Origin of the sequence: Ureibacillus sp. FSL K6-0165 (assembly GCF_038004285.1) — a bacterium.
GTDB lineage: Bacteria > Bacillota > Bacilli > Bacillales_A > Planococcaceae > Ureibacillus > Ureibacillus thermosphaericus.
Genome location: NZ_JBBOQS010000001.1, coordinates 1,740,973 through 1,753,842, shown reverse-complemented (window position 1 = coordinate 1,753,842; position 12,870 = coordinate 1,740,973). Strand labels below are relative to the sequence as shown.

Genomic DNA, 12,870 nt, shown 5'->3' with positions numbered 1-12,870 from the left:
TTTCTACTTTAATTCTTAATTTTTCTTATTCATTCAATAATTTTAATACTATTTTCTATGACGAAAAATGTCGAATAATAGGGTTATTTACTATTTTGATATAACTATTAATAACTTTGTAACAATAAAAAAACTAGTAGAAACGCATGTTAACGTTTCTACTAGTATTAAAATTTTAATAATAACCATTATAGTGAAAGTAAATAATAAAATCCTATAATAAAAAATAAGACAGCTACAACGATAAGCACTTTTGCTAATTTGTCCATTGGAACCTCCTAAATGATGCTGGCACCGATGACGAAGGAAAGTCCAAGTGAAATGGTGAATGAAATCAATCCAACTGAACGATTATCCGCTGCAATCTCCTGATCGACATTGAAATGGGGGATTAAAAATTCATATAAAAAATATGCGATGATAAGCAAAATAAACCCGTACAACCCCCAACCAATCATTTCAAAAAAAGTATTATGCCTTTCAATGGAATAGCGGAATATATTGCAAACACCTAGTATTTTTCCTCCAGTAGCAAGGGCGACGGCAACATTTCCTTTTTTAATTTCTTCCCAATTTTTATATTTTGTCACCATTTCAAATAAGACCATTGAAACTATTAAACATAATACAACAACACTAAAATAGCCTGCTGTTTCTATTAAAGGATGTTGCCAAAAAGTTGTACCCACATTCACCATCCCCTTTATTTTAATTCAACGACAGTTACTCCTAAGCCACCTTCACCAGCTTCACCATATCGGAAAGAACGAACTCGTTTATGTTTTTTCAAATATTCTTGAATTCCTTGGCGTAAAGCCCCTGTACCTTTTCCATGAATAATTGTTACACGGCTATAGTTGGCAAGTAGGGCATCATCAAGATATTTTTCTGTTTTCATGATGGCATCTTCTAACCGTTCTCCTCGCAAGTCTAATTCTAATTTAACATGACTATTGCGATTTTTCACCGTTGTCAATGTAATTCTTTGCTTTTCTTTTTCTGGCTTCACATATTCTAAGTCTGACTCATCCATTTTCATTTTTAATATACCGATTTGCACAACCCACTCATTATCGGAAACTTTTTCAATTAGCGTTCCTTTTTGACCGTAGCTTAATACTTTTACTTCATCACCAGGTTGTAAGTTTTGTGCTCGTTCACGAATTTTCGCTTGTTTTTTCAAAATTGGATTTTCTGCTGGTAATGCGTCTTCTAAACGCTTTTTCGCTTCGATGATTTCATGGTCTTTAATAACTTGATTAGCATTTTGCTGCATTTCACGTAATTCTTTAATGATATGTTCTGCTTCTTTTTTCGCATCCTCAATAATTTTCCGCGCTTCTTCCTTCGCTTTTTGTTCAAGGCTTTCTTTCTTTTCGTTAAATGCACTCAATTTTTCTTCTAACTGCGCATGCAATTGTTGTGCTTCTTCTAAAATTTCATGCGCTTCCTCTGCTTCCTGTTCAGCGCGGCGTCTGCTTTCTTCTAATGAAGCAATCATCGACTCTACTTCTCGACGGTCAGTACCTGTATAAGATTTCGCTTGATTAATGATGGAATCTTTTAAGCCGAGACGCTTCGAAATTTCAAATGCATTGGATCGTCCCGGAACGCCTATTAATAATCGATAAGTAGGACTAAGGGTTTCAATATCAAATTCAACACTTGCATTGATAACTCCTTTTCGGTTATACGCATATGCTTTTAATTCAGGATAATGGGTTGTAGCCATAACGCGCGCCCCTTTATCCACAACTTCATCTAAAATTGATATCGCAAGTGCCGCCCCCTCTTGCGGATCGGTACCTGCCCCAAGTTCATCAAACAAAATTAACGAGTTTTCATCAAAGTGTTTTAATATATCGACAATGTTCACCATATGGGATGAGAAAGTGGATAGCGATTGTTCGATGGATTGCTCATCACCAATATCCGCAAATACTTGACTGAAAACGGAAAGCTCTGAGCCATCTAATGCAGGTATTGGTATTCCCGCTTGTGCCATTAAGGTGCACAATCCAACCGTTTTTAATGTGACGGTTTTCCCCCCTGTGTTTGGCCCAGTAATCACAATTGCTGTATATTCTCGACCAAATTCAATTGTATTCGGCACCGCTACATCCATTGGGATTAGGGGATGTCTTGCTTGTATTAGACGAATATATCCTTCATTGTTCACGCTTGGCTTTGAGCATTTTTGTGCCACACCGTATTTCGCCTTCGCTAATATGACATCGATATCCGCTAGTATTTTAACTAGTTCAAATAAATCGTTCGCTACTTCTTGGACTTTTTCCGTAAGGGCAAGTAAAATCTTCTCTATTTCAGCCTTTTCACGAACCTTTAAACGTTGAATTTCATTATTGATTTGCACAACTGATTCCGGCTCAATAAATAAAGTTTGCCCTGAAGAAGATTGATCATGAACAATCCCGCCGTAGTAGCTTCGATATTCCTGTTTTACCGGGATAACATAACGGTCATTTCGAATTGTTACGATAGTATCCGAAAGCATTTTTGCTGCGTTAGGGCCTCTCGTTAAACTATCAAGTTTTTGTCTCACTTTCGCTTCTTCTGAGCGCAGTTGTTGTCTTATTGACCGTAATTCCACGCTAGCGGAATCCAACACCGTTCCATTTTCATCAATGCAATGATCAATTTCATGCTGTACCGCTGTTAAAATCGGCATATTATTTTTTCTTTCAATAAAATGTGGTATTTGAATTTCTTCATCATTTTCGATATCTTCAATAAAATTTCTTAAAATTCGACTTGCTCTAATAGTACTTGAAATTTCCATCAATTCCATTGCACTTAGCATACCGCCTATTTGTGCCCGCTTTGTATGTGGACGAATATCAAAAATACCTCCCATTGGCACATGTCCTTTTACCCGTAGGATGGCTAGTCCCTCATCCATTTCTTCTAAAAGTTCAACAACCTTTTCAAAGTTTGGCTCTGGCACAAGCTGCTCTATTTGTTGCTTCCCTAAGGAAGATGTACAAAAGTCTGACACTTGCTCACGCACTTTATCGAATTCAAGGGTTTTTAATGCTCGTTCAGCAATCACTCTGAACACTCCTGTCTGTACATATGTTTACTTATTTTTCCGAATAAAATTTTTGAACTGTTCAACGCTCCATGTATTGACAACTAGTTCTTTTTTCAACCACGCTTTTTGCGCATATTTTGTACCGATTTCCATATAATCAAGTTGTTCAATCGCATGGGCATCTGTATTGATTGCAATAGGAACACCAAGTTCCATCGCTAGTTTCAAATGTTCTATACATAGATCTAATCGGTATGGGCTAGCATTCAATTCCAAAATTTTCCCATACTCTTTCGCCCAATGAATTAATTGTTCAACGTTAGGATTATATCCTTCACGTTCACCAATAATTCGACCAGTTGGATGTGCAATCATATGAACATAGGGATGTTGAATCGCCGCAAATAATCGTTCCATAATTTTTTCTTGAGGTTGAGAAAAACTTGAATGAATGGAGGCGATCACAAAATCCAGATTTTTTAATACGTCATCATCATAATCGAGGGAACCATCAGGCAAAATATCCATTTCTGTTCCCGAAAATAAAGTAAAATCAGGGTGAGCTTCATTAAAAGCTTCAATTTCTTCACGCTGTTTTTTTAACCTTTCCGGTGTTAAACCATTTGCTACTTTCAAATATTGAGAATGGTCTGTTATCACTCCAAAATGATAGCCTTTTGAAATAAGCGCTTCTCCCATTTCTGCTACGGAATGAGCACCGTCAGAATAAGTGGTGTGCATGTGTAAATCAGCCTTAATATCTTCTATTGTAACCAATTCTTTAATTTCATTTAAACGATCCAATTCTTGTCCCGTTTCGCGAACAGTGGGCGGAATGTAAGGAAGTCCAAAATGAGCGAAAAACTCTTTTTCCGAATGGAATGTAAGGATTTGTCCATCTGGTTGTTCCACACCATATTCGCTAATTTTCTTCCCTTGTTCTTTTGCTAATTGACGCATGCGAACATTATGATCTTTTGAACCGGTAAAGTGATGAAGTGTTGTGATAAATTCTTCATTTGCCACTAATCGAAAATCAACGTTGACAAGCTCGTCCAAATCCAATACGACAGACACTTTTGTGTCTCCACTGCTAACGATTTCTTTTATTGTTAATTCAAATAAAAGCTGTTCCCTAACTTTTTCAGGACTTTTTGTGGCAATGACAAAATCCAAATCTTTGCTCGTTTCATTCACCCGACGGAAACTCCCGGCAACAGAATATCGTTCAATTTCTTCAATGGATGCAAGTAGTTGATTTATTTCTCTCACAACCGATTCAAGATACCAAATAGGAAGTCTTCCTGTTCGTTCTCCAAATTGTTCAAGTTCCTTCAAAATTTTCTCTTCCGTTTTCGGTCCAAACCCAGGCAACGATCGTACCTTTTTGGATTCACAAGCTTCCTTCAACGCTTCACGACTACTCACTCCAAGTTCCTGGTATAGCTTTGCAAGTTTTTTACCGCCAAGGCCAGGTATTTTTAATAGAGGGATTAAGCCTTTCGGTATTTGTTTTTCTAATTCGATTAATTGTTGGGACTCTCCCGTTTGAATCAGCTCTTCAATGACTGCTCCCGTGCCTTTTCCAATCCCTTTAATTTTCGTAAAATCATCAATTTCTTCAAGACTTCGTTCATCCAACTCTAATGCATTCGCCGCTTTTCGAAAGGCGGATACTTTAAACGGATTTTCTCCTTTAAGCTCCAAATACAACGCAATTTTTTCCAATGTACGAATGACAATTTTTTTATTCAACTGTCCCACCCTTTTTCTATTTTAAACCGCAAAAAAGTATCTCCGCTGTGTTGATGGAAGATACTTTTGACAATCATTTCGTTGTTTATTAATTTTCCAAATAAATATACCATAGTTTTTGGAATAATTGAGTTACGATTGGGGTATGTTCAAGCATGAAATTGGCAATAAACGAACTTCCCATGAGTTTTTGAATAGCATCAATTGGTAATAATGCGAAAACATATAATAAAATAAAAAGTATAAAATAAAATTCCACGAAGCATAGTAATGCCCCTAAAATGCGATTAAAAGATTTTAATACTGGTAAAAATGTTAAAAAATCAAATACCGAAGCAACAATTTGCATGGCAAGTTTAACAACAAAGAAGATTACCGCAAAAGCAATAATACGATAAAATGTTTTATCTACATCCAATGCATCCAACACTAATGTAAGAGAAGAGTCCGGCTGCAACCCCGGATATGGAATCCATAACACAAATTTTTCTGCTAGCGGTTTATAGTAAATGTAAGCCACGATTAACGCAACAAGAAAACCAACAAGATTAATTGCTTGCATGATAAAACCGCGCTTCATTCCTATTAATAAACTAGCAGCAAAAACAAAAAGCAATATGATATCTAACATGCAGTTCAACCCTTCAGTTTTTTCAATTCTTCTTCTAATCTCTCAACTTCTTCTTTGAGCTTTAAAAACTCATGAACACTGTTCACTGCGGTTAACACAGCTAGTTGAGTCGTATCGAGAGATTGATTATGTAATTTAATTTCCCTCATTTTATCATCTACGATAGAAGCGACTAATCGTAAATGACCAATGGATTCATTACCTACTAATTTATAAGTATGGCCATATATTTCGACTTCTATTTTATTTTTCTCTTGCTCAGCCAAGTGGGCACCTCCTAGAAGCTCGATATTTTTTCATAGGAGCTGTTAATTACATATATTTATGTTTTATTAGAATCAATAAGTTTATCATATCATCTTTATTCGTTGTCATACAACCTAGAGTTAAAAGGGATATTGTAGAATTTCATTCTCAATCTCCTTTTGGTAAAATCAATTTAAATCTTTCTTGGGAGAAAGGGTCGTATCATGAACAATATCGTCTTAAAATTATTACCACAACAACTCAATGAAATAGAAACGTATTACTTAAAACATAAGGTAGAACGTAATGCACCTGGTGTCGTATTTGCAGCAAAACTCCCCGATGTAGCCATCACCGTATACAGTTCTGGAAAAGTAATGTTTCAGGGTTTAGGAGCTCAACGGGAAGCTAGCCGATTTAACGAATTCGCTCTAACTGATGAAAACAATCAACAAAACATAAACTCAATAGGAGATACACTTCCGGAAAACTTTTCAAAATTGTCTGTTATTGGATCTGATGAAACAGGAACTGGAGACTATTTCGGTCCAATTACAGTCGCTGCTGTCTACGTACCAAATGACAAAATTGAACTAGTAACAGAACTGGGAGTAAAAGATTCTAAACAACTAAACGATCAAGCAATCCGAGAAATTGCACCTCATTTAATTGCAACTTGTGTTCATAGCCTTTTAACATTACGCAATGACAAGTATAACGATTTGCAAAGCCGCGGCTTAACTCAAGGAAAAATGAAAGCCATGCTGCACAATCAAGCTTTAAAACATGTGCTCCATAAAATTTCACCGGAAAAACCGGATTATATATTAATTGATCAATTTGCAGAAAGAGACACGTACTATCAATATATTCAAAATGAAAAAGAAATCATTCGCGAAAACGTTCTTTTTTCGACAAAAGCTGAACAGCAACATATCGCTGTTGCAGCCGCCTCCATTATAGCGCGTTATGCTTTTTTAATCGAAATGGATCGCCTATCTGACATTGTTGGGTTTCCCCTTCAAAAAGGCGCTAGTCATTTGGTCGATGAAATGGCAGCAAAAATTTTGTTGCAGCAAGGTGAAAATGTTCTCCGTTCTATCGCAAAATGGCATTTTGCGAACACTAAAAAAGCCAAAAGGATTTTTGAAAACTTCGCAAGTAGATGACTAACATTCAAAATGGTCGATTGTGGAATCGACCATTTTATATTGCTATTCATTCCAATCATCTAAGTACAAATTGGTAAGAAATAGGGTGATATTAACCATTTAAAATCTTTAAAATTTTATCCATTACAATTAAGTTATTGACAACAACTACATGCAGTTTTTTCCTCGCTCTGCTAATGTTTTGATAAAGCATTTTCGTCGGTTGATAATACGGCTTCTTGAAATTCATTTTGGCTGCTAATTTATGATTCGGTTTATAGTAAAACGAATCATCAATTACTGCTACAACATAATCGAATTCTTGCCCGATTACGTCAGCGGTTGTCACTGCTAATGGATTGCTTTGATTGTTGGAGCGATCAATAAACCTTGAAGGCGTGAAATCAATCACTTTCCAACCAGCTTGCTGTAAAAAATACAGGTAACTCTTTGTCGCTTGAATGGATGAGAAATATTGAATGCTCACATTAGAATATTGTTGTACAGGCACTTCCGTCGATAGATCAAACAACTTCTTAATAAATGAATGGATTTCTTTATTATATCGAACAACTTCTGTTAACTCATACTTCACAGGTTTCAATGTCGTCTCGATGATTTTTGGTACTTTATTTCTCATTTCAACAGTCGTTAATACTTGATTAGGGTCGTACGAGAATATACATTTCGTTTTTGATTTTTCTAAGAGATGAATGAAGCTCTGTAATTTATGAATATATAAACGCTGTACTTCATCGAAAATAATTAAGTCATATTTTGATAAATCCGTTTCTTTATGTATGACCTTTTGAAACTTACTAATTGGCACAATTGGCCATTTGTATTCTTCAATTAGCTTCAAATGTCCTCCATTTAATCGTCCGCAGTTAAAAATGATGACATTTTTCGATTGTCGAATATACTCTTTCGCAATGTCATAAGTGAGTAAGGATTTTCCTGTACCAGGGCCACCTTCAATCGCAAATATTTTTGATTGATTCGTCGGCTTGGCATGAATGATTTCTCGTTTATATGTACTTTGTTGGGCACTTAAAAAATATTTATCTTCCATAAATGCTTCTGTTGAATTGAATGGGGATACTAAGTAATTCGACGGATCAAACAAATCATCTAAATTTTCTATGACTTGTATTTGTTGTTGTATTAATTTATCAATTAAAAAGTGAAAATCAACTTCTTCAATTTGATGGTTTTCGTTTAACTTATATAATCTATTGATTGATGAAACATAGGTAAAATTGTATACATCCACATCTAGAAATTTTAAATAATGACGGTTTTGTACAAGCTGTTTCGTTATCTTTTCTACATTTCCTTCCCGCTTCAATTCAATATTGATGACACAGTCTTTCCCAATTCTTAATAAATCAAATTCCTTTCCGATTTGCTTAATCATATAGCCGACGTAATAACCATTGTAAATATGTATAACTTTAGATTTCTTTCTCAACTCTTCAACGAAAGCATGTAAATCATAAAATTCACTCGTTCGGATTCTTGGGTTGATTCCGAACTGCTCCAGATATTGTATAAAATTCGTTTCATATAAATCTTCTTTTGCATTCAGCAAAGAAAATAAATTGATCGGCTTCACAATAATATCCCCTTTATGAAAAAGCTACTTTAAAGTGAATTATATAAAATTACTACTTTGAAAGCAAAATATGGTATTGATGATAAAAAGCCCGACTAATAAGTTTGCACATTCTAGTAAGGCTCTAGTATTATATTTCTCTGCGACGGTCATATGAAACGCACCTCTATCTGCGATGAAGTGTGAGCGGCAAACGTAAAGAAAAGCGCCTAAAAATGACTTTTTAGGCGCCTCTTTTATCATTATTTTTGAATAAACATTTGTGTCCAGTAATGGCCATCCTTCACGTAACCAACACCGATGTGAGTGAAGTTTTTGTTTAAGATGTTTGCACGATGGCCAGATGAGTTCATCCAAGCTTTCACCACTTGTTCTGGTGTGCTTTGACCCATCGCAATATTTTCACCCGCAGATTTATATTGGATTCCGTAGTTTTTCATCATGGTAAAAGGTGAACCATACGTTGGACTTGTATGATCAAAATATTTTTTATCGTGCATATCTTGAGATTTATGTTTTGCAACTCTAGCAAGTTCCCAATCAGATTTTAATGCTGGTAGACCTGCTTTTGCACGCTCAACATTCACAAGTCGTACTACTTCTTCTTCGTAAGCCAACCCTTCTTTTTCAGGGATATTAATTTTTTGACCAGGGTATATTAAATTAGGGTTTTTTAACTGTGGATTCGCATTAATTAATTCTTGTACACCTGTTTGTGTTTTTACAGCAATTTTCCAAAGCGAATCTCCTGAAACAACCGTATACGTTCCTGCAGCTAAAGCCGTTGCCGGTACTAATAATCCAATTGATAGTACAAGTGCTCCTGCACCTCTTTTTAATTTTTTGTACATTTCCTTCAATCCTTCCTTCTTGATGTAAATTCATCATAAAAGGAATGATTGATGAATTCATCACAAAATTTTTGGAAGGATTTTTACAGTTTTGTTACGTTGAAATATTAATCTACCAACCCTTTGATAGAATAAGTTTCTTCTTTTTTATCTCGTAAAATTATTGAAATATTTTTGAAATAGGAATAAATTACTAGATATTTTTATATTAGAAACAACCAATCTCTTTATGAATTGGTAATTATTTGATTATAAATAGGAGGCTATTTTATTTCGAGTCTAAATGATACTCCATAAAAGCATCGATCCAGTACGTTTCTATTTGTTTATTTTGCTCATTGATGAATGAGTAATCTTCAACTTCTATTTCATATTGTACAAATCTACTTTTCGTTAAATCTTTTAAATAGTAGTACGTTGTAATATGTGCTGACTTTGGTAAATTTTCTATTAACTCAATCAATTGCCCTTTATTAATTGACAATGTTCCTTCCTCCTAAACTTCACATATTAATCTATCCACACTTTAAAATATATTGTTACTCACTATAAGTTATTCATTAATAATATGAAATTATTTTATTAAAAATAATTATGGATATATATTAGTTAAGTTAATACAGTTTGTGAGATTGCCAGCTTAACTCGTGAAACTGGTGTGGTTAATACACAATCTTGTACATTTAGCATTCACACACGTGCACCTAAAACTCCGCTTGTGAGGAATTTATGACAAACTTTGAGATGCATAACATCGTTGAAAATGCTCATATTAAAAACGAAAGGAGAGTTCTACAATGGATCATCGAATGGATTTAGAAAACAATAGACGCCATTTTGATTTTGTACGCGGCAAACAATCTGTGGGAAGTAATGGAGCAAGTCTCGAAGAATTTGGAATGGAAGAAGAATTTCATATTCCAAAAAAGAAAGAAAATCCATCAATCCGTGAACGACATGATCAATTTTTGGATAACGAATAACAAATGAAACAAACAACCTCCTGCATTCAATAATATGACTATAAATAAAGACAATACGGTATACCTCAAAATAAAAAATTATCATCCAAATCGGATGATAATTTTTTATTTTCAACCACTCAATCATCATTTAATAATCTTACTAATAGCTTTAAATTCATCTCCACGAGCAATTTGTTGCATTTCGAACAATGCCATTTCAACACTCGTTATTTTTGCTCCACATTGTTTCATTTTTTCTAAACCTATTTGTGTATTTAAAGCTGTACGAGAAGAAACGCAATCCGCTAACACTTCGACTTCATAACCATTTTGGAGCAAGTGAGCTGTCGTTTGGTACACACAAATATGCGTCTCAATACCGGCAATTAACACTTTTTTACGACATGTTGCTTCAAGTGCAGCGACAAATTCCGGTGTATCATATGCGCTGAACGTAATCTTTTCAATTGGTTTCTCATCTGCTAAATGCTGTGAAATTTCTTCTACAGTTGGCCCTAAACCTTTCGGATACTGCTCAAGCCATAAAATAGGCAAACCTAACACTTTAGCACCTTGTACCATATTGGCGATATTTTGAATCACAAATTCACTGTTGTCCACGATGCGTGCAAGTTTTCCTTGAATATCAATCAATACAAGTACAGTATCTTGTTTCGTCAACAAACTCCTCATCCCCCTTCAATCTTCCTTTTATTTAATTCTACAAAATATTGGTATTTCCTTGTATATAAATTTTCTTTCAATAAGAACATGTTTTTAAGATAGGTTATAATACTAGTAGCCTTAAAATAATGCAAAAGAAATGGATGATGTATGTGATTCGTTTAAGCTGGCTTATAAGTATCGCCATTTCCTTTTTCGGTTTTGTACTCGTTAGTCAATTGTATGAGGTGCAACCGAAAGGAGCAACTGGTAATTTAGGATTCATTGGCATCATTTTCTTATTCCCTTTTATTATATTGAGTTTAATTACCACTTTTCGCTATTTCTTAACTGTAACAAGCTCTGCAAAAAGAATAGAAAAATTTATAGGCATTGCCGGTGGAATATTGCTTCTTGGATTATTTGTGTATTTTTCATCTGTGCAATCAATAGAAGGAGACTTCTCTGAATTTAACAATTCGAAAAATCTAGTCTTTTTTAATATCTATACATTCGGATTAATCCATACAATTAGTGGTATACTTGGAGCTTTTTATGGTGTTATGAAACCAAAACCAATTGAAAATATAGAAGAATCCAATGTAGAATAATATTTTTCATTTTAATGGTTCATTTTTTAACAGTTTAAGCATTTTCTTTTTATACGCTTCCACTCCAGGTTGGTCGAAAGGATTTACTTCCAGTAACTTCGCACTCATGGCACATGCTTTCATAAAGAAGTAGATTAAATAGCCTAGATGATAGGCATCAAGCTTTTGCATTTCTAGTTGAATAACTGGCACTCCACCTTCTGCATGGGCGAGGGCTGTGCCTTGTTTTGAAGTTGCATTGATTTCGTTAAAGGAGCGGCCTGCTAAATAATTTAATCCATCTTCATTTCGACTATCATATGGTACGTCATAATCCCCGTCGATTTCATGGAAATGGAGAAGCGTTTCAAACAAAATGGGGCTTCCTTCTTGAATAAATTGTCCGATTGCATGCAAATCAGTGGAGAACGTAACACATGTAGGAAATAGACCTTTTCTTTCTTTGCCTTCACTTTCACCAAATAACTGCATCCACCATTCGTGAAACTTCTTTAATGAAGGTTCAAAGGATGCTAGCATTTCCACACTGTACCCTTCGTTATATAAGATATTTCTTATAACTGCGTATTGGTATGCATGATTACGCATTAAATCTACCGCTTTTAATTCCAAAGCTGCATTTTTTGCACCATCCATGAAAGATCGAATATCTATTCCAGATACAGCGAGTGGCAATAGCCCCACTGGCGTTAATACTGAATACCTGCCCCCTATATTCGAAGGGATAGCGAACTGTTTATACCCTTCCTTTTCTGCTATATTTTTCAAAATTCCTCTTTCAGGGTCTGTTGTTACTATAATCCGATTAACTGCATTTTCACCATAGCGTTTTTCCATATACTGTCTTAGCACGCGGAATGCTAAAGCTGTCTCCATCGTGCTTCCAGATTTTGAAATGACGTTGATATAAATTTCTTTATCATCTAAATAATGAATTAATTGCTCTAAATAAGCCCCGCTCATATGATGACCAACGTATATAACCTCAATGCCCTCTTTGAGAACACCAAAATAAGGAGATAATGCTTCTTGAACGGCACGGGCTCCTAAAAATGAACCACCAATACCAATTACAACAAACACATCCGCATTTATGCATATTTCACTTTTCAAATCCTCAATTTCATTAAATAACGCCTTATGGTCCATTAATGGATAATTAATCCAACCAGTCATATCCTTTGAATTTTCTAATTCAAAGTGAATTTGTTTAACTCGATCTTTATATGCTTCCATATCTTGATAATCGAATAAACAATTCAATAATGTTGTTTGAACAGAATGAGTTGTCAATGGAATTGCCTCATTTCTTATTTTTTTACTTTAAATA

The 12,870-nt window shown here is 34.8% G+C and carries 13 protein-coding genes; 3 read left to right on the top strand and 10 right to left on the bottom strand.

Annotated features, from left to right (window positions below; translation table 11 throughout):
* Nucleotides 1-278: 278 nt before the first annotated feature.
* From NST00_RS08750 to zapA, 5 genes are all read right to left on the bottom strand, one after another.
* Entirely contained in the window at nucleotides 279-698 is a 420-nt protein-coding gene (locus tag NST00_RS08750) for a DUF350 domain-containing protein (RefSeq protein WP_340709864.1), read from the bottom strand.
* Between the two features lie 5 nt (nucleotides 699-703).
* A complete protein-coding gene (locus NST00_RS08745; RefSeq protein WP_340709863.1) occupies nucleotides 704-3,070 on the bottom strand; it encodes an endonuclease MutS2 in 2,367 nt (788 codons plus the stop codon).
* A 27-nt stretch (nucleotides 3,071-3,097) separates the two neighbouring features.
* On the bottom strand, nucleotides 3,098-4,807 hold the full coding sequence (gene polX / locus NST00_RS08740; RefSeq protein ID WP_016837187.1) for a DNA polymerase/3'-5' exonuclease PolX: 1,710 nt from the start codon (nucleotides 4,805-4,807) through the stop codon (nucleotides 3,098-3,100).
* 88 nt (nucleotides 4,808-4,895) lie between these two features.
* Nucleotides 4,896-5,438: a CvpA family protein gene (locus NST00_RS08735; protein ID WP_016837186.1), complete on the bottom strand. Its 543-nt coding sequence runs from the start codon at nucleotides 5,436-5,438 to the stop codon at nucleotides 4,896-4,898.
* A gap of 5 nt (nucleotides 5,439-5,443) precedes the next feature.
* Entirely contained in the window at nucleotides 5,444-5,704 is a 261-nt protein-coding gene (gene zapA, locus NST00_RS08730; protein WP_016837185.1) for a cell division protein ZapA, read from the bottom strand.
* Nucleotides 5,705-5,908: 204 nt separating this feature from the next.
* On the opposite strand from zapA, the gene rnhC reads away from it, so the two are divergent.
* Nucleotides 5,909-6,853 carry a ribonuclease HIII gene (rnhC, locus tag NST00_RS08725; RefSeq protein WP_340709862.1) on the top strand — a complete coding sequence of 315 codons (945 nt, stop codon included), beginning with the start codon at nucleotides 5,909-5,911 and terminating at the stop codon, nucleotides 6,851-6,853.
* 94 nt (nucleotides 6,854-6,947) lie between these two features.
* Here the strand turns inward: rnhC and NST00_RS08720 are convergent, their stop codons facing one another.
* From NST00_RS08720 to NST00_RS08710, 3 genes are all read right to left on the bottom strand, one after another.
* Complete coding sequence (locus tag NST00_RS08720; protein ID WP_016837183.1) at nucleotides 6,948-8,450, bottom strand: ATP-binding protein; 1,503 nt, start codon at nucleotides 8,448-8,450, stop codon at nucleotides 6,948-6,950.
* A 242-nt stretch (nucleotides 8,451-8,692) separates the two neighbouring features.
* Nucleotides 8,693-9,301, bottom strand: a complete 609-nt coding sequence (gene safA, locus NST00_RS08715) for a SafA/ExsA family spore coat assembly protein (RefSeq protein ID WP_096551448.1) — start codon at nucleotides 9,299-9,301, stop codon at nucleotides 8,693-8,695.
* A 268-nt stretch (nucleotides 9,302-9,569) separates the two neighbouring features.
* Nucleotides 9,570-9,785: a hypothetical protein gene (locus NST00_RS08710; protein ID WP_016837181.1), complete on the bottom strand. Its 216-nt coding sequence runs from the start codon at nucleotides 9,783-9,785 to the stop codon at nucleotides 9,570-9,572.
* Between the two features lie 313 nt (nucleotides 9,786-10,098).
* Here NST00_RS08710 and NST00_RS08705 point away from each other — a divergent pair, with 313 nt between their 5' ends.
* Nucleotides 10,099-10,284: a hypothetical protein gene (locus tag NST00_RS08705; RefSeq protein WP_016837180.1), complete on the top strand. Its 186-nt coding sequence runs from the start codon at nucleotides 10,099-10,101 to the stop codon at nucleotides 10,282-10,284.
* 126 nt (nucleotides 10,285-10,410) lie between these two features.
* Here NST00_RS08705 and NST00_RS08700 read toward each other — a convergent pair whose 3' ends face one another.
* Nucleotides 10,411-10,959 carry a hydrolase gene (locus tag NST00_RS08700; RefSeq protein ID WP_340709861.1) on the bottom strand — a complete coding sequence of 183 codons (549 nt, stop codon included), beginning with the start codon at nucleotides 10,957-10,959 and terminating at the stop codon, nucleotides 10,411-10,413.
* A 119-nt stretch (nucleotides 10,960-11,078) separates the two neighbouring features.
* Here NST00_RS08700 and NST00_RS08695 point away from each other — a divergent pair, with 119 nt between their 5' ends.
* Nucleotides 11,079-11,540, top strand: coding sequence for a hypothetical protein (locus tag NST00_RS08695; RefSeq protein WP_126434509.1), 462 nt, complete (start codon nucleotides 11,079-11,081; stop codon nucleotides 11,538-11,540).
* Nucleotides 11,541-11,546: 6 nt separating this feature from the next.
* On the opposite strand, the gene NST00_RS08690 is transcribed toward NST00_RS08695, so the two are convergent.
* Nucleotides 11,547-12,833, bottom strand: a complete 1,287-nt coding sequence (locus tag NST00_RS08690) for a glucose-6-phosphate isomerase (RefSeq protein ID WP_016837177.1) — start codon at nucleotides 12,831-12,833, stop codon at nucleotides 11,547-11,549.
* Nucleotides 12,834-12,870 lie beyond the last annotated feature (37 nt).

Excerpts from the sequence above, each read along its gene's own strand:
- NST00_RS08750 (WP_340709864.1), bottom strand. The coding sequence starts at position 698 with ATGGTGAATGTGGGTACAACTTTTTGGCAACATCCTTTAATAGAAACA.
- NST00_RS08735 (WP_016837186.1), bottom strand. The coding sequence starts at position 5,438 with ATGTTAGATATCATATTGCTTTTTGTTTTTGCTGCTAGTTTATTAATA.
- rnhC (WP_340709862.1), top strand. The coding sequence starts at position 5,909 with ATGAACAATATCGTCTTAAAATTATTACCACAACAACTCAATGAAATA.
- safA (WP_096551448.1), bottom strand. The coding sequence starts at position 9,301 with ATGTACAAAAAATTAAAAAGAGGTGCAGGAGCACTTGTACTATCAATT.
- NST00_RS08705 (WP_016837180.1), top strand. The coding sequence starts at position 10,099 with ATGGATCATCGAATGGATTTAGAAAACAATAGACGCCATTTTGATTTT.
- NST00_RS08700 (WP_340709861.1), bottom strand. The coding sequence starts at position 10,959 with ATGAGGAGTTTGTTGACGAAACAAGATACTGTACTTGTATTGATTGAT.
- NST00_RS08695 (WP_126434509.1), top strand. The coding sequence starts at position 11,079 with ATGCAAAAGAAATGGATGATGTATGTGATTCGTTTAAGCTGGCTTATA.